Below are 16,817 nucleotides of genomic sequence, written 5' to 3'. Positions count from 1 at the left end.
GTCGTCGGCCACGAGGTGTTCGGCCGTGGCGCCCGCTCCGGGGGTCTGGATCCCCCTGATCAACGCGGCTCCGGTACGGGCGGTCAGCTCGGGGTCCTGGGAGAAGCACCCGAAGTGGCACCCACCCAGCGGGTTGCGGTGCAGGTTCGGATCGGGCGCGAGCCCGATGTCGGCGCCTTTGGGACGGCCTCCGAGACGAGCGGTCCTCCCAGGTCCGACAGTAGCTGTTCGTCCCATGCCGCGCCGAGGGCCGAGACGGCAGGGCGCAGAGCGGAGGTGCGCCGCTCGTCCCACGCCTCCCCTCGCACGCCCGCCGGGCCGTCGGAGCAGACCATGTCCCTGAGCCCGATCGCCTTCTCGACGGCCGTCCTCCAGGTCGCGGAGCCGGTGAGCAGACGGACCTTCTGCTCCGGACTCGGCTTCTCGACCAACCGGCCCGGGGTGTCTTCACCTATCGCTACGCCCTGCTTCCTTCCGGGAGAGCGTGTTCACGGTCCCGCGCCGGTCGGACCAGGCGCCGGGCCGGAACAGGGGAAGGCCCGGCCGCCCCCGGGATGAGCGGGGACGGCCGGGCTTCGGCGGATCTGTCGGCCCGGTCAGGGCAGACGGTGGTCTGCGTTCAGCACGGCACCGCGTTCGGGGCGGTACAGGTCGAAGCCCCGTGTGTCGCACTGCAGGCCGCCGACGATGCAGTGGTCGACCAAGGCCTTGAGGGTGCGCTCCTCCCACGCGTTGAAGAAGTCGTAGTGGAAGGAGTAGCCGCGGCCGCTGGCCAGGCGGACCTGGGACATGTCGCCGTTGACCGGCCACGCCATCTTGAACTCGATCATCGGCAGGGCGACCGGGTGGGAGGCCGGGCACATGTTGTCGTTGGTGCCGGGCTTGACCACCGGGTAGGCCATGTGACTCTGGTGGTCGGGCGTGTCGAGGTACCGGCCGTTCCAGCAACTGGGGGCCTGCATGCGCAGGTTGAGCTGTACGTCGGGGCGGCTCGGACAGCTCGCCGGGATGTCGGTGTTGAAGAAGCTGTCACCGCATTCCCAGCCCTCGACGAAGCCCTTGTGGCCGCGGAACTCCTGGGCGCTCTGCATCGGGTTGCCGACGACGAACCGCAGACCCTTGGGGAAGGGCCGCACGCTCCGGTAGTCGGTGACGCCCGCCTTGTAGTAGATGACCTGCGGGCCGACCGGCAGGATCTTCTGGTCACCCTTGTACAGCGAGGGCATCCAGTACGCGGAGGCGTCCGCGGGCGCCTTGCAGGTGGTGTTCCCTCCGTAGAGCGATCCGGTGGTGCTGGCGGCGTTGGTGGAGGTGTTGCCCATGAACGTGTGGTCGTGGGACTTGCCGAACTGGCCCGGGTAGACGATCGGGTCGTCCGGCGCGGTGTGGGTGACGGAGCAGCCGGCCTGGAACTCGTGATGGTAGGCCGGGGGAGGGGTGGCTGTGGACGGAGTGACGCCGGTGACCGGCGGGTTGGCGGGGATGTAGCCGTCTCCGTCGGCGTCGTCGCCCGACGCCTGGGTGGACACGGACATGGTGTGTCCGCTGTGAGCGTCGGCCGCGACGACGGCGGGAAGGATGCCGTTGTCTGTGCCCGCGGCCGAGGCGATGGTGCCGAGGCCGAGGACGCTGGCGATGAGGGCCGTACCGAGGAGGAGTGCGGGGAGCCGCTTAGGACTCGATCTCATGGGGATCTCCTGCCCGTGGGGGGCGCGTGGACTGCGAATGCGCCACGCGACCGGTGTGATGGGTTCCCGTGCGGTGGTGCCGGGGTGGCGGGGCCGAGCGGCAGGCCCCGCCACCCGTCATGGCGGCGTCATCAGCTGTAGACGCCGAACTCGTGGAGGGAGTAGCCCCAGTCGGTGCCGCGCGCGGTGAGCTGAAGCTTGACGTACCGGGCGGTGGCGGCTGTGTCGACGGTGTCGATGTCTCCGTTACCGGTGGTGGTGTGGACGGTCCGCCAGGTGTTCCCGTCGTCGGACACCTGGACCTCGTAGGACTTGGCGTAGGCGGGGTCCCGGACGAGCTGCAGCGTGCGGATGGGCTTGACCGAGCCGAGGTCGACATGGATCGACTGCGGGTCGCTCCAGTCGCTGGCCCAGCGCGTTTTGGTGTTGCCGTCGGTGGCGTTGGTGGCAGGGCAGGGGCAGTCGCCGTAGGAGGCCCGGGCGGAGGAGGCGGTGGTGGGCTTGTTCAGGGCGTTGTTGGTGACGGGCGGGGCGACGACCTTGACGGACTTCGTCTCGCTGTTGTCGCCCCGCCCGTCGACAATTCGAGCCGGCAGGCCTTGGCGTAAGCCGCCTCCCAGCGCAGAACCACCTGGCTGAGCGCGACGGAGCTGCCGAGGTCCACCTGCACCTACTGCCCGTCGGACGCGGCGCTCGCCCAGCGGGTACCGAGATCCCCGTCGACCGCGTCGCCGGCCGGCGTCCCGTAGTGCTCCTGGCTGGAGACCGTAACCGGCTTCCCCTGAGACAGGAGCACAGGAGCTGCCTGCGCCGCAGTCGTCGGAACCACCGCCAGGAGCGCGGCGGCCAGCGCGGTGACAACGGCACCCGCGAGACCGCGCCGTACACGCCCGCGGGCTGGTGGCGAATCCGCCAGTGGCATGCCAAATGTAGACATAAAGGGGGATCTCCTTGAAGCGGGAGAGGCATTCGGGAGAGCGCTCTCCGAAACCATGCCCTCCCTCCCGGGCGCGGTCAATAATCCAGACAACGCTTTTCCTTAATTGACTTGAGTGACGAGGGAGGTCCCTCCGAGGCCAGTTCACTCTCGCCCGGCGAGAAACCGTGCCGACCTGCGAATTCTCGTCCGCATGCCGCTCCGCAGCCACGCCAAGCCCGAGGACGCCCGGGCCGGCTCGTGCGGCGCCCAGCCGCCCCGCCCGACACCATCCTGCCCCGCCCGCTCCGGCCATCGACGTTCAGCCGTCATCACCGGCAGGAACCGGAGACGGCACAGCTCACCCACCGGGTCCTCGGAAAGCCCTGGAAAGCGGGGAGGGCTGATGCCCCTTGCCCGGGCCGGTCTCTTGTTTCAGCAGCCGGCGGGGCGGCCACGAGACACGCCTCCGGGTCGACCGGCGGAACGCAGGCACGGAGCGGTTCCTCGACCGCTGGTGGGTGTCGGACCGCCGACTGCACGGGCATTTCACGTCACGGGGCGGGAAGCCTCGACGAGCAGGGAGGCGCTCCGTCATTCGTCGCAGTCCGAACTGACGGCTCGCCCACAGACATCCGGAGCTCCGGCAACACACCCGCTCGGGGCACCACCGGCTGCCGCCCCTTGGGTGCGGGCACCCCAGTGGTCGTGCGCTCCTCGCTCTCGACCGGGTCGGTCAGAGCCCCGCGCCGGACGGACCGGCCCAGTTTCCTGAGGCGGCACGCCCCCGGACCTCCGTGGCCGCCAGTGTCGTTTCCCGACCGCTGAGTGCTTCTTACCGCCATCGCCACCGCCCGGAACTCGGCTCATCAGCGACGGCTCCCCGTACACGCGCGACGATGTCCCGTACTGATCGGCCGCCACTGATCGGCCGCCTGTCGGGAGAGGGGCACCGGCGGGAGGGGGGATCTGGTCCATGGAGTCCCCCTCGACGAAGCAGTGCGCCGCGTTTCTCTCCTGGAGGGCTGCCGACACCTCCCATGCGACGGTCGTCTTGCCGACGCCCGCACCGCCGCCGAGAAGTACCAATTCGCAAACAGGCATGGTGGGAAACCACAGCAGCTTCCCCTCGGACCGGTGCCCCCCCCATGCCGGAGAGCCGAGAGTCGCCTCTGGACGACGCGGCCGGCCATGTCGCCGACCTGGAGATCTTCGCCGTCCCCAGGTGCAGCCCCGCTATAGCAAGGCCGCAATCCGCCGGAACCCGCGACATGACACCCGTCCTGCTTCAGTCTGGCCGCTTTCCACGCCCCGCCTGCCGCGCTCACCTGGCCGAGAGCCGGAGAGCGAGCGCCGCTACCGTGTTCATTGCCCAATTCACCATGAAGCTCGGACCGTCGGCGTGAAAGAGTTCATGCTCATGTACCGCGCAGCCTTCGACAGTCGCCTCGGTAGCTTCGCCTCCGCGGCCACCGCATGATCGGAAGCCGTTCCCGGCCCGAGCTGGTTTCAGCGGTTCCGGTTCAGATTGCGGCCCGCGGAGGGAAGCGCCATCGCGGAGCTGGCGCACCTGTGGCGCGGGGCTCGACGGCAGTCCGCCCGCGCGACAGCCGCAGCGCCATGCGCTGCTCGGTGCGCGTATCGCCCAACCTCGACACCGCTGCTCCCAGACGGTCGGCGACGGCCGACCGGTCATCGTGGTCGTGGGCGCTGTGTCTCACCTGCCGGTGGAACCATCGGCCTGCTCCCGAAGAATGTCGGCATGGCCCGCATGACGAGCCGTCTCTTCGATCATGTGTACCAGTACCCAGCGCATCGATCGCACAGCCTTGGCTTTGCCTGCCGCCCGAGCGCACGAACGATCCAAGTCGTCACAACCCTTGATGATTTCGCTGGATCGTTCGATGGCACTGCGATAGGCGGCGAGAAGACTGTCCGCACTGTCACCCTCGGAGATATCCATACTGAGATCCGGCTGACCGATGTCAGCACCCGCGAAAGCCCATACGAACCAGTAGAGTTCTGCCGAAGTCAGGTGCTTGACCAAACCGAAGACGCTGGTACCAGAGGGCACCCCAGATGTTCGCCCCTGCCCGTCGTCAAGACCCTGCGCCTTCGAGGCCACTGATTCACGGACGTAGTCCAGGAAAGCAAGCAGTGTCGACTTCTCGTCGGAGTCGGTGCCAGGAGGGCTTGTATCGCGGCGTCGTTGTGTCTCTGTCACCGAGGCACCCTAGCCTGATCCACATTCGTTCCCCCGAGAGCCGGCCCGGTGATTCATCAGCGGCGGGGCTGGATCGGGGCAGGAAGGCGGTGGTTCCGGGGCGAGGCCGAAGAGGCCGTGTTTGCCCGGGTTCAGCTGGTGGCCGGAGCCGTGGCGTACTCCTCGTGGGTGACGGTCAGCCAGTGGACGACGGCGTGGTCGAGGGCCTCAAGGTCGGCCTCGCCGGAACGGAGCAGAAGCTCGCCCAGGTCGACCAGCGGTTCAATCGGGCGTCTACCGTCCATCTCGGACTGCCGATCTTCCGCGAAGCGGCCGGCCGCACGGTCACCGCAGGCGAGCGGCCAAGGGCCTGAATCGGGTCGAGACGGAGTTCAGGGATGCCCGCATCCGCTGCGTCCTGCTCCAGGGCATCGCCAAAGTGGTCGCGCTGGCGAACGAACTGGAGAAAGATTTGCTGATGCGTCGGCACGCGCGGAAGCGGAAGGGGGGCGGCGAACTCGACGGGATTGACGAGACCGTGGTGCTCCTTCGCCCCGAACGTGCTGAAGCCATCCGCCCTACCCGCCGCGTCACCGTCGACCTCGGCGTCCCCCGACCCACGACCTCCGGAGTCGCGATGACCACCTCACTCACCCCCCACACCGTTCAGCGGTTGGCAATGGTCCGGTTCCTCTTCGATCAAGGTGTCGGGCTGGCTCGGCGCGCGGAGCCCCTGTCCGCGCCAGCGGTGAACCACTTCCAGGACTCAGTCGAGATGTTTCTGCGGCTTGCTGCCGATCACCTGAAAGTCAACCTGCCCAACAACACCGCGTTCGCCGAGTTCTGGACCAAGCTGGAGCCCGCGCTGCCGGGCCCGCTGCCTAGCAAGAACGCGATGGACCGGATGAACAGGCTTCGGGTCGCCTTCAAGCACCACGGCACCGTCCCGTCCAGCACTGCCATCGAGCAGAGCCGGGCTGACGTGACCACGTTCCTGATCGATGCCACGACACTTGTCTTCAGTGTCGATTTCGAGCGCGTCGACATGATTGACCTCGTCAGGCGGCAAGCCACAGTGGACCGTCTGCGAACAGCGCAGGCACACGCGGACGCCAAGGACATCGGAGCGGGCCTTGCTGGCCTTGCGGACGCGTTCACGGAGCTCCTTGACCACTATGGACGCTCCGGGCTGCCGGAACTGTCCGGCCCCCTGCATCTGGGGCCTCGGATCGAAAAGCCGCGTCGGATTGTATATCAGGGTGAGTCGGCTTTCCTGAAGCCCTACGACCAGGGCCTCAAAGCGATCTCTGCGATGCAGGAGACCCTGCAGGTGCTGGCCGCTGGAGTTGATCACTACGAGTACGCGAGATTCAAAGCTCTGACTCCAGAAGTGCTCAGGCATACCCCCCGCATTAACCGCCGCGGGATCGTCTCGCCCTTCCACGAATCGCGTTCGGTCGAGGACTACGAGTTCTGCTACCGGTTCGTGATCAGCACAGCATTGCAAATGGCCGAGGCTGACCGAGTAATGGACTTGATGCCTGAACGGCAAGAGTACAAGTCGCGGGCCGTGGATCAGAGCCCTGGGGACAGGGTGAGGAGGGTCGCCCTTCCTCTCCCGCCCCGGCCCCCGGCGCAGGACTGCTGAACGATGAACATGCCAACCAATCGACCCCTTCGAGCAAGTTCAGAGAAGACGTGCACCAACGCCGACTGGAGCAGGTGCAGGGGGCCAGTATGGACGCATGCTGGGACTCTTTGTCGGAGCCAGTCAGGTCGCCGTCCTTGCTGTAGAACAGATCGCGGTTGGTGCTGTTCCAGTTCTCCACGACCAGCCCGTCGTCGATCTCGCGACGCAGGTCGGTGTCCGCGAGGTAGTCGCAGCTGAACGCCGTACGCACCGCCCGCCCGTTCCTCGCCGTCGGCGCGTCGGGCTTCGAACTGGACGTCGCGGGCAGGGACCACGTCGACGTTGCCGGGGGGCAGGTTCGCGGTGGCTCGGGTGATGATCGCAGGCCGGCTGCCGGGCGCCGAGGCTCGCGGTTGTCCCGCAGCGCACCCAACCCGTGCTGGTGCAGCCGAGTTGGTGTTCGTAGAAGGTGGGCCGACGCGCACGGTGACGTCTTGGGCGCGGCCGGGCCTCCAGGGCTGCGGGTTGCGTACGGGGGTGAGCGTCGCGCGGAACCGGTTGACGACGGCCTGGTCCACTGGTGAAGAGGCAGTGTTCCGCCCCTGCGCGTTTCCTCGGTGATCCTCGGATGCCATGGCCCGTCGGCCGCGCGGTCCCGCTGTGCTCCGGCGCCGTCTGCCGGCTCGCCGGGTACCGGATCCCCGGGCGGCTCCGGCGGTCTTTGGACCGGCGCGGAGTTCTTCTCGGCATGGGGACCCGTGGTGTCCTGGGCAGCACTGGCTCTGTTCACGGATACCGGTTCCGGTCCGCATGGTCTGGAGCGGTTGTTTTCTGTTTCACTGCTGCCTCGGACAGGTGTGCAGTCGGTGAGATCACCGGTTTCGGACGTTCCTCCCGGTGTGCCATGGCCGAGAGGCGCAAAAGTTCGGGGCTGGCATGTCCGGCGGCGGCCAGTAGTCTCACGCACCATGGGCATTCAGATCGATGCAGTGGTGGGTTACCCGGTCGATGATGAGGTGGAGAGGGTGCTCGGGTTGGCCGAGGCGGTCGGCGAGCCTGTCACTGTCACGTTCATGTGGGAGGGGCGTGAGGAGGCGGAACGCGTGGTGCTGGTGCCCGCGGCAACGCTGGCGCTCTGGGAGCATTGGGCCCCCAGCGCCTACCCGGCGAGTGTCGGGGGGAAAGAGAGCCGGGGTGTGGCGGAGGAGCCGGAACTGGCCCGCCCGGCGGAATTCGGCGCGTTCACGCTTTTTCGTCGTCGCGCAGGAGGGCGCACGGCGGTGGCTCGCAAAGGCGTGGTGGTCGCCGAGCTGCTGGACCCCGACGAGGCGCACTGGCTCCAGGAGACGGCCCGCAGTGTCTGGCAGGGCTTCATGGATCCCAAGCAAAAGGCGGCGTTCGAGGAGTTCCTTGCCCGGCAGGCGTGCCTCGATGATCAGTGATGTGCCGGCCCGCGCTCGTGGCTTTGACCGATCTTCGGGCTCTGGTCCGGTTGGTAGGGCGTGGCGAGGCTCGGTCCCGCCAGCGGGACTCGTGGGGGCAGGAGCCCGAAGCCTGCGCGGCCTGGCGTCTGGCGCTGGAGTGTCTTGATGAGGTTGGCTCGGTCTTTCCTGACGCCGGAGTTCCCAGGGCCGGGTCAGGCCTGCGGCGACGGCGTCATGGGCGCATTCGAGGTGCCGGGTGAGCGGCTGGGACTGGGCAGTCCGGTTGCGGTTCTGGCTGATCCGGTCCACTTCGGCAGTTGGTCACCGTGCAGGGGTGTAACCATGTGGGCGAGGGGCCGCACGTGCCGGCGGGTGTATCCGGCTCGTGTCCGTGCTGGTCATCAGAGTATTTCGCCGTGGTCGGCCCGCTGACATCCCCGTTGCGGCCGCTTTCGCCCGTGTCCCTGGCCGGAGCGAGAGGGAAGGGACGGGCGGGATGGGCGGCGCGACCGCGGCCGGGGCCGGGGCGTTTCTGCGCCCTGCTGCCGCAGTCCGACGTGCCGCCGCCGTTACTCGCCCGCGCTTCGCTTCTCCATACGGTCGAGGACGCCGGCAGCGAAGGCTTGCTGGACCTGGGTGAGTTTCCGCCCTTGGATCCCGATGACGAGGACGAGGAGTTCGGTCGGCTCCTGGGCATGGCTGAGGACCCGTTGAGCGCGCTGATCGCTGCCGAACGGCGCTCTGGAGCCGAGCGTGGTCGGTGGGTCAACGAGAACGTCGTCCAGGACGAGTACGGCGACTTCGTTCGCGCGGGACGGTCGCCGTGGGCTTCCCCTGACGGTCATCCGTGGTCTGCCGTGCCAGACGATCTATGAACCCGGGCGGGTGATCAGGCGGCCCGGAGCCAGTCCCGGTAAGCGAGAGCGAGGTCGTCATCCCGACGGATCCCGCGTTCGAGGGCGGAGAGTGTGGCCTGCCAGACGCCGAAGTGGCCTGCTGCGGCGGTAGGGGTGATGTTCTTGGACTGCCGCAGAGGTCGCAGGCCGGCGATGGCGGGAACGGTGACCGGGGGCGAACACCGGAACATCTCCCGGGCGATGGCCCGCTTCAAGAGCCGGATGATCCCCTTCTTCGTCCGACCGGCGGCGTTTGCCGTGCCATGCAATCGCGGGGGCGGGATTCTGCTGACATGCGGCCCAGTGCGATGCGATGGAGAGCGGCGTTGGCTGCTCGGTCGCCGCCTCGTGAGAGGCGGTGCCGGCTGGTTCTGCCGCTGGAGGCGGGGACCGGCGCGGCCCCGCAGAGCGCGGTGAAGGCGGCCTCGGTCCGTATGCGTTCGCGGTTGCCCTCCGCCGTGATCAGCAGTTGGGCCGCGGTGTCGGGGCCGACTCCATAGGTGGCCCGTAAACCGGGATTGTGTACGGTGACCTCGCTGTCCAGGGCTTTGGTCACGACCGGGTGCCGTGCGGCCGAGCGGCGCGGGTGATGTCGGCGCCGTATGAGGACGCGCCTTCCACGCCGATCGCGATCACGTGGCCGTGGGCATCCAGGAAGGCCAGGGCGACGGCATACCCGGCGGGCCGTGGTGACGAACTCCGCGTCTGCTAGGCGGCCGCCATTGGCGCGGATGACGGCACCGTGGAAGGTGTCGGCATCGGAGTCGACCCCGCCGAACACAACCTGGTCCGCGGTGTCCGCTCCGCGTCTCTGATGCCATGGTGCTGATGTCTTCCCAACCGGAGGCCGGCACCGGCCGGGTGGCGCAGACAGGACATAGAGGGGCTTCTGACCAAGCTCCTATCAGGTCATGTTCCGCCCGGCCGGAGCCATGAGAACAGGGTCCGGCGGCCGGACAGAACAACGGGAGGACAAGCCAGCAGGGCGTCGGTCAGCGCCCGAGCCACGACCACCGGAACCTGAGTATCAGGCGGTACCTGCCGGGAGCCCGCGCGGTCTGCAAGGTGCGACGCCGCGACATCACCGAAGCCGTGGTGGGTGTGATCACCGGCACCGTGCGCCCGCCGCAGACGCTCGTGCTGGGCCGCCTCGACGAGACCGGAGGGCTCCGGCAGGTCGCCCGGTACGCCGCTGCGCCCGGACGCGGCGCGTGACCTGGCCGAGCGGCTGACCCAGCAGGGCCCCGGCACCCGTGGGAGGGCGTACGGTTCACGACCTCCTGGGGGTCGCTGACGACGCTCGACGTCGTGCTGGTCGAACCGGAGCTGGTCGCCGAGATCATGGTGGGCACGGTGCTGGAGCGCGGCTCGTGGTGGCACCCGGTGCGCTTCGCCCGGCTCCGGTTGGACGTTGCGGCCACGGACGTCCGCCCTTCGGTGCGGGCGCCGAGCCCGCCAGCGGCTGACCGCCCTCCCGCCGCCTCCGAAGCGGTACGGCGTCATGGGCCGGTGAGGATGTCGTGGGTGCCGATCCCGTGCGCCGGATGACGTGCTGCACCCCCTGGGCTATCGCGGGCCCGTACTGCCAGGTCGTGGCTCTGTCCATTGAGAACGGGACAGCAATTCGTCACTGGTTCGGGAGGCATGGGGCCACCGAGGCGGAGACGGATTGTTCACGAGTTTCGACAGCGCCCCGCCTTCGTCGTGCACCCGATCGTGCTCGACCAGGAGAGCCTGTCCCGTGGGACCCGACCAATATCGCCTGGCGGATCGGTGTCCGGGTCGGGCAGGGTGCGGGGTGATGAGCGATGAATACGAGATGTCATACGCCCGCCCCGACTCCGTCGAGGGTCTGCTGCAACGGGGGCGTGGCCTGGGCGCGGTGCGAGCGCTCCAGGACCCGCGGCGATCTGCCGTGTTGGTGTATGACGGGATCCGCCGGGACTGGCGGTGGGACCAGACCGACGAACGGTCTCTGTACCTGGCGCGGCTGGTCCATGATCTAGACCTGTCCCCCACGCCGATCGTTGACCAACTGGCGGGGGATGAGGAGGCTTGCTTGCGGGCCTGTGAGGTGCTGGAGCTGCTGGCCCTGGCCGGATCGGTCGAGGCTAGAGAGGGGCTTCGGGCGTATGTCCGCCAAGGCGAGCACTGGGTCCGCGTACTGGAGTCGATATCAGCCGGCTGGCCGGCGGAGTGGTGGGAAGACCTCGGTGACGTCGCACGCGCCCGGATCGGCGCAGAAGCGGAGCTTCCGTGGTTCTCCGAGCCGTGGACGCGGTTCGGTGTCGAGGTCCAGAGCCATCCGTTCGTTCCGCGGCCGTCACTGGCCGGGCTCAGCACCGCAGAGCTCCTTGCACTGCTCGCCGACACTCGCACGGAAGACGCCACGAAGGTCGACGCGCTACGTGCCCTGAACGGCCGAGAGCCTGCTGAGGGGCTGATCCCGCTGGTTCCCTCTCTGGGCACGTCGGACGGCCGCAGGCCCTTGCCCCTGCTCGGGAGGGCAGTTGAGTGCCTGGGTACTCTCGCCGTACCGGCAGCACACGGCTGGGCACAGGAGGACCGCCCCTGGCTCGCTCAGCTGGGTGCGGACGTCCTGGTCGACCATGCCGGCCCCGAGGCTTTGCCGGGGCTGGTGGACGAACTCGTCGAACAGTGGACGGCGCGGACTTGGTGCGGTCCCGACCGGACGGCCCGGCGCCTGGCCCGGTTCGGACCTGACGCCTCCGGCGCGGTGCCCTACCTGCGGCGCTTCTGGCTGGGCACCCCGCACTCCTACGAGCGGGCCGCGTACCTGGAGACGTTGGCCGCTATCGATCGGGACGGCCTCGAGTACGTGTATACCGAGTCTCTCTGGGACTGCGAGGAGACGACGCGGCTGCTGGCGATCACCTCGGCACCCACCAGCCCGGAGACCCTGGGCCGGATCGCCGTACTGCGCGATGATCCGATGGAGACGACGGAGGTGAGAGCCGCGGCCCGAGCACGGCTCGTGACCCCTATCGGCCGACTGTCCTGACCCTGTTCGAACGAGCCAGCCCGACCTTCAGGGCGCCTCCCTTTCTCGTGAACAACGGACCCGGCCTGATCCGGGCGCCTCCCGAGCCGCTGGAACAAACGCTGTCGAGATTCACAGATCGCCCGTCCGTTGCCGTCCCAGGTCAGCTCGAAGACGCCGGGTGCGCTGCTGACGCGCTTCGCGCGGAGGCTGACGCGGAAGCGCCCGCGTCCGGTGCGCAGGTCCTCGACGAATGCGGCCACGGTCTGATGGAAGCGGCGGGGTGAGGTGGTGAAGGTCGGCGGTGAAGCGGGGCAGGGCCTCGTAGGTGGGCACGGCGAACTTCTCCAGGACGCACGAAGCCCCCGGCCGGTGGCCGGGGGCGGTGGTGGCTGTTCGTGTTGCAGGGCGTCGGTGACGTGGTGTGCTCTGCGGTTGCGGGTGGTTGGGGCAGTCGTGCGCTCGATGACGGTGGAGTAGGCGGGAGTGGAACTCCGGGGCGGGCGGGGCTCATGGGGGCGGGGCGCAGCATTCGCACGGCACCATCAGCTGTCGCCGTAGTGGTCTCGCATGACCTCCACCCACTGCGCGGGCCAGGCCGCCTGGCAGCCGGAGGCTCGGGGCCCTGTGACGCGCTCGGCGACAGGGAAGTCGGACTGCGCAGAGCGCGCCTGGAGCACGTCCAAGAGCAGCGGGGCGTGGCAGAGAGGGCAGGGCTCGCCGTACCTGGTGGTGTTCATGCGCGGGAGGGTGCACACGTCGGCGGCTTACCGTCTTGGGCTGCCGGGACGGCCCGTCTGGCGGGCGCTCCGATAAGGACCTGGTGATGGCTTTCCGCCCGGCGGGAAGGACCCCGGATCGTGCTTTACGCAGGTCAGAGCGGTTTTTCATGGGTCGGTGATCAGCAAAGCGGAGGTCCGCCCGGGTGACGTGGCGGTACTGCTTCCGTGGCGTGATGGTCGGCGACGGCCACCGCCGGGCGGGTGCGCCGCTGCGCGCCCCTCAGGCGAAGCCGGTGTCCCGCCCGGCGTGTGGAAGGGCCGGGGCCTGAACGCGCTCGGCCTGACGGCTGGGCACGTGATGACCGAGCGGCAGGCCGAGCTGATCCTGGGGGAGGGCCGGCACTCGGACGCCGACCGGATCGAGCACGAGCGCCTGGAGGCGGGCGACTATTCGGCGAAGGTACATCGGGTGACGGTGCTGGGCAGGCCCGTCGAGCACAACCAGTCGCCCGAGACCGACGACGCCAAGGAGCGGACGGCTTGGCTGGGGATGGACCTGGTGCTCCGGGCCCCGTCGACGGCGCACATCGCGTAGGCGCTTTGGGGAAGACAAGACCCTCCAGGTGCTGGAGCTGTGCCAGGACATCGCCCGCCCTTCGCGCTCCGGCAGAGTCACGACCTCGTTGCCCCTCAGCAACCCCCTTTGTGCCGGGCGACCCTATCGGCGCAACGCAGGCGCCAGCCACGCCTTTCCGAAACTCGCAGCTGAGGGCGTCCTGCCGCATACGCCGCCGATGTACCGGCGGCTGTCCTCGCGGCTGGCCCAGGCCCGGCGGGAGGGCCGCTTCCCCGATCTGATCGACACCACCGCGAAGTCCATGCCCTGCCGGCCTGGCCGGACGCGGACGCGTTCGTCGCCGAGATGCCCGCCTGGTTTCGCCTGGACCGCACTACGGGCTGGAACTAGCGCGTGTCTCTTTGATGGGTTGATCAGTTGATCGGATGTGTGTGTCCGATTAGTGATCACTGATGCCATGTGGGACCGGATCGAGCCGCTGATGCCGACCGATCCGGTCCGCGGCCGGCGATGGGCCGACCACCGCCGCACCCTTGAGGCCATCGCGTGGAAGTACCGCACCAACTCGCCCTGGCGGGAGCTGCCCGACGAGCTCGGCCCGTTCCAGACCGCCCACAAACGCCTGATCAGATGGGCCGTCGACGGCACCTGGGAGAGGATCCTTGCCGCCGTCCTGTCGGCGGCGGATGGTGACGACGACATCGACTGGACGGTGTCCGTGGACTCCACCGTCGTGCGGGCTCACCAGCATGCCGCCGGAGCACGCAAAAAGGGGCGGCCCGTCCCGGCGAGCCCGCTGATCACGCTCTCGGACGCTCCCGCGGCGGACTGACCAAGGTCCACCTGGCCGCGGACGGCGGTGCACGGCCGCTTGCCTTCACCGTCACCGCAGGCCAGGCCGGTGACGCACCCGCTTTCGAAACGGTGATGTCCCGCATCCGCGTGCCCCGCAGCGGCCCGGGCCGGCCGCGAACGAGGCCCTTCGCCGTGCTGGCCGACCGTGCCTCCTCGTCCCGCGCCATCCTCTGCCACCTGCGGCGGCGCGGAATCCGAGCGGTCGTTCCACAGCCGTCCGACCAGATCGGCCACCGCCTGCGGCGGGGCAGCCGAGGCGGCCGACCGCCAGGCTTCGACCGTGAGGCCTACAAGCAGCGGAACACCGTCGAACGGTGCATCAACCGCCTGAAGCAGTGGCGCGGCCTGGCCACACGGACAGGCAAACTCGCCATTGCCTACCAGGCCGCACTCCACCTCGCAGGCATCCTCATCTGGACCCGACGCTGACCAAAGAGACAGAACCCAGCCCCCGGGTGCCCCGGCCACGCGGCCGGGGCACCCGCACGTCAGGACGTCGGGACGGTGACCGAAGCAGCGGAGTATTCGCCGTACCAGCCGCGGTACGGCGGGTTGAACTTGCCTCCAGCCTGTGTGCCGAAGATGTGCACGGCCATCGTGGGCTTCTCCTCCGGGGACGTGACGGCGTACTTGTACACGGAGGCCAAGTCGTCGCGCCCGTCGCCGTCGAAGTCGCCGCTGGTCAGCTGCATGCTCTTGGCGGACCCCCAGCCGAGCTCCCTCCACCCCTGGAGAGGAGCGTTGAAGGCGCCGTTGGCCTGCGAGATGAAGGTATGCACGCCGACCGAGCCGTCCGCGTAGTCGTCCAGGGCGCCGATGTCGTCGCCGCCGAGACCGTCGAAGTTGCCGCTGACGATCGTCGTCCGCTCACCGCCACCCCAGACACCGGCCTCCACCCTCCAGGAGCCGAAGGAGGCATTGAAGGTGCCGTCCGCCTTCGCGGTGAAGGTGTGGAGGCCGAGATCGCCGTCGGCGTAGGTGTACAGGGCGGCGATGTCGTCGCGCTGATCGCCGGTGTTGAACTTGCCGCTCACGATCTTCATCTGGCTCGTTCTGCCCCAGCCGGGGAGGCTGTCGAATGCGCGCACCGGTCCCGTGAACGTGCCGTCGGGCTGGGCGAAGAACGTGTAGAACGACCAGTCGTCGCCCGCGCCCGCGCGGGTGTAGAGCGCGGCGACGTCGTCCCGCCCATCGCCGTTGTAGTCACCACTGGTGAGACGCATGTCGCTGTAGTCGCCCCAGTCGGAGTTGGCCTTCCAGGACTTCACGCCCGGGAAGTAGCGGCCGTCGGGCTTGCCGACGAACGTCTCGAAGGAGAACGACTTCTTGCCCTCGGCATCGAGGCCGTTGTCGTTGAGGGTGACGATGTCGAGTACGCGGTCGCCGTTGAAGTCGCCCTTGACGGACTTACGGGAGAGCGCGACCGGGCTCTTGAAGTCGGAGTGCTTGGGGTTGCGGAACGTGTTGTACGTAGTCGCCCCGAAAGTGAACGGCTGGTTCATGCCCTTGTCGTTGACGCCGCTGTACTCGTACAGGAACGGGATGTCTGTCCGATTGTTGAGGGTCAGATCGTTCTGCTCGCGCAGCCAGTCCCAGTTGGCCTTGAACTCGAGGTAGATCCGCGGATCGGTGATGCGCAGCGCCGACTCGTCGGCGACCCCAACGGCCGTGTTGTTGAAGTTGTCGGAGCCGGTGTGGACGACACGGTGTTCACCGTCGGCGTCGTCCCAGGACAGGAGTACGTACTTGGAGTGCAGTCCGCCCGAGACCCCGTTGAGCTGGTTCGTCGTGACCGTCCACAGCTGGACGTCCCGGTCCGGGTGCGCCGCGTTCGGTTCCAGGGCCACCGCCTTCGCCGAGGTGCCGGCCGTCACGATCCGGAACTTGCACCGCTTGCCGTTGGCGCCGACCTCGTCGACCTTGGCGAGGAGTGCGTTGTCGACCTCGATGCGACCGCCCCACGAGGCCATCGCGATGTGGACCTCCGGGCCGGTGGAGCAGTCGAGCGCCTTGATGCTCCTGGCGACCGGGTCGTTGAGCACGCCGCTGTCGCTCCTGGCCTTCCGCGGGTAGCGCCACGCGGCGACCGTGCCCCCATGGCCGCTGAAGTCGCCGGTCCCGGCGGTGTCGACCTCCGGCCAGAGGCTGTTGGCCCCGCCCGCGAGCTCCTTCGCGCGCATGGTGTTCCAGGTGTGTTCGTACCCCTGGTAGATCTGCGCGTCGCCCGAGCTGATGACCATGTTGTCCGCGAGCCCGGGAGTGCTGCCACCCAGGTTGTGCGAGGACTGGACCACGACGTTCGTTGTCGTTGTCTTCGTCTGGCCGTCGTACAGCTCGCTGAATAGCCAGAACTTGTCGTGATTGATCTCCTGGGTCTGCATGCAGCCCCGATTGCAGAGGACCACGCGCGGCTTGCCGTCCGGGGCGTTGCCGAGAGCCTGCGCTAGGCGGGCGGCCTCCGGGACGATGGTCGTTACCGGGGGGATCGGCTCCGTCGAGGAGCCGTCGCACCTGGACCTGAACTCGCCCCATGGGCAGCGCTCGCTCAGGACCCGCACATCGACCTTCCTGTCGTTGGCGGCGGTGATGAGCGCGTTGTTGACGTCCTTGTCCTCCATCTCGTACAAGGACACCCGGATGCTGGTCGTCGAGGTCGCCTGGCCGATCAGCTTCAGGAGCCGGTCCTCGATGGCCCGGTCATGGCCGGCGGTGCCTCGCGGAGTCGGCTTGTTGAACACCACCTCCAGCGACGGCGCGGTCTCCGCCGCCGCCGACGGCGCCGATATCGACACGACAGCCGCTGTCATGGCGCTCAGCGCCAGCGCGGCAAGTCTTCTGATTCTCAAAGATCCACCTCAGTGCCGTTGACGTCTGCGGCCCGCCGGAGCCCGGCGGGCCGCAGAAT

The 16,817-nt window shown here is 68.5% G+C and carries 13 protein-coding genes and 4 pseudogenes; 6 read left to right on the top strand and 11 right to left on the bottom strand.

The window, feature by feature from the left end:
- The 6 genes and pseudogenes from PUR26_RS11305 to PUR26_RS11280 all read right to left on the bottom strand — a co-directional run.
- Nucleotides 1-455: pseudogene (locus PUR26_RS11305) on the bottom strand (glycoside hydrolase family 3 N-terminal domain-containing protein); the annotation flags it as partial.
- Nucleotides 456-596: 141 nt separating this feature from the next.
- Entirely contained in the window at nt 597-1,688 is a 1,092-nt protein-coding gene (locus PUR26_RS11300; protein WP_329871714.1) for a DUF1996 domain-containing protein, read from the bottom strand.
- A 131-nt stretch (nt 1,689-1,819) separates the two neighbouring features.
- Nucleotides 1,820-2,266: pseudogene (locus PUR26_RS11295) on the bottom strand (discoidin domain-containing protein); the annotation flags it as partial.
- A pseudogene (locus PUR26_RS11290) lies at nt 2,254-2,610 on the bottom strand (discoidin domain-containing protein); the annotation flags it as partial. The pseudogenes PUR26_RS11295 and PUR26_RS11290, both read right to left, overlap by 13 nt.
- A gap of 1,711 nt (nt 2,611-4,321) precedes the next feature.
- Nucleotides 4,322-4,828 carry a DinB family protein gene (locus tag PUR26_RS11285; RefSeq protein ID WP_329871713.1) on the bottom strand — a complete coding sequence of 169 codons (507 nt, stop codon included), beginning with the start codon at nt 4,826-4,828 and terminating at the stop codon, nt 4,322-4,324.
- A 131-nt stretch (nt 4,829-4,959) separates the two neighbouring features.
- A complete protein-coding gene (locus PUR26_RS11280; protein WP_329871711.1) occupies nt 4,960-5,112 on the bottom strand; it encodes a hypothetical protein in 153 nt (50 codons plus the stop codon).
- Between the two features lie 134 nt (nt 5,113-5,246).
- Between PUR26_RS11280 and PUR26_RS11275 the strand changes: the two genes are divergently transcribed.
- Nucleotides 5,247-6,455: a hypothetical protein gene (locus PUR26_RS11275; protein WP_329871710.1), complete on the top strand. Its 1,209-nt coding sequence runs from the start codon at nt 5,247-5,249 to the stop codon at nt 6,453-6,455.
- 145 nt (nt 6,456-6,600) lie between these two features.
- On the opposite strand, the pseudogene PUR26_RS11270 reads toward PUR26_RS11275, so the two are convergent.
- Nucleotides 6,601-7,407 (bottom strand): annotated as a pseudogene (locus PUR26_RS11270) (Tn3 family transposase); the annotation flags it as partial.
- Here PUR26_RS11270 and PUR26_RS11265 point away from each other — a divergent pair.
- Entirely contained in the window at nt 7,406-7,879 is a 474-nt protein-coding gene (locus PUR26_RS11265; protein WP_329871709.1) for a hypothetical protein, read from the top strand. The pseudogene PUR26_RS11270 and the gene PUR26_RS11265 sit on opposite strands and share 2 nt — an antisense overlap.
- A gap of 871 nt (nt 7,880-8,750) precedes the next feature.
- On the opposite strand, the gene PUR26_RS11260 is transcribed toward PUR26_RS11265, so the two are convergent.
- Nucleotides 8,751-8,972 carry an XRE family transcriptional regulator gene (locus PUR26_RS11260; protein WP_443077035.1) on the bottom strand — a complete coding sequence of 74 codons (222 nt, stop codon included), beginning with the start codon at nt 8,970-8,972 and terminating at the stop codon, nt 8,751-8,753.
- Nucleotides 8,969-9,313: a transposase gene (locus PUR26_RS11255; protein WP_443077034.1), complete on the bottom strand. Its 345-nt coding sequence runs from the start codon at nt 9,311-9,313 to the stop codon at nt 8,969-8,971. The genes PUR26_RS11260 and PUR26_RS11255 overlap by 4 nt, the downstream gene beginning before the upstream one ends.
- A gap of 509 nt (nt 9,314-9,822) precedes the next feature.
- Between PUR26_RS11255 and PUR26_RS11250 the strand changes: the two genes are divergently transcribed.
- Nucleotides 9,823-9,972, top strand: a complete 150-nt coding sequence (locus tag PUR26_RS11250) for a hypothetical protein (protein ID WP_329871707.1) — start codon at nt 9,823-9,825, stop codon at nt 9,970-9,972.
- A gap of 586 nt (nt 9,973-10,558) precedes the next feature.
- The gene (locus PUR26_RS11245) at nt 10,559-11,779 is read left to right on the top strand and encodes a hypothetical protein (protein ID WP_329871705.1); all 1,221 of its coding nucleotides are present in this window, start codon (nt 10,559-10,561) and stop codon (nt 11,777-11,779) included.
- A gap of 524 nt (nt 11,780-12,303) precedes the next feature.
- Here the strand turns inward: PUR26_RS11245 and PUR26_RS11240 are convergent.
- Nucleotides 12,304-12,498: a hypothetical protein gene (locus tag PUR26_RS11240; RefSeq protein ID WP_329871704.1), complete on the bottom strand. Its 195-nt coding sequence runs from the start codon at nt 12,496-12,498 to the stop codon at nt 12,304-12,306.
- Between the two features lie 340 nt (nt 12,499-12,838).
- Here PUR26_RS11240 and PUR26_RS11235 point away from each other — a divergent pair, with 340 nt between their 5' ends.
- A complete protein-coding gene (locus PUR26_RS11235; protein ID WP_329871703.1) occupies nt 12,839-13,075 on the top strand; it encodes a hypothetical protein in 237 nt (78 codons plus the stop codon).
- Between the two features lie 409 nt (nt 13,076-13,484).
- Nucleotides 13,485-14,341 (top strand): IS5 family transposase gene (locus tag PUR26_RS11230; RefSeq protein WP_329871702.1). Its coding sequence is split into 2 segments (ribosomal slippage): nt 13,485-13,827 and nt 13,827-14,341, totalling 858 coding nucleotides; the frame shifts between segments, so codons are not numbered across the junction.
- Nucleotides 14,342-14,400: 59 nt separating this feature from the next.
- Here PUR26_RS11230 and PUR26_RS11225 read toward each other — a convergent pair.
- Nucleotides 14,401-16,758 (bottom strand): hypothetical protein, encoded by a 2,358-nt coding sequence (locus tag PUR26_RS11225; protein WP_329871700.1) that lies wholly within the window; start codon nt 16,756-16,758, stop codon nt 14,401-14,403.
- Between the last annotated feature and the right edge of the window lie 59 nt (nt 16,759-16,817).

Origin of the sequence: Streptomyces sp. SP18CS02, from assembly GCF_036322365.1 — a bacterium.
Classification (GTDB): domain Bacteria; phylum Actinomycetota; class Actinomycetes; order Streptomycetales; family Streptomycetaceae; genus Streptomyces.
Note: the sequence above shows the minus strand (reverse complement) of the source record. Positions and strands in the feature narration are given on the sequence as shown.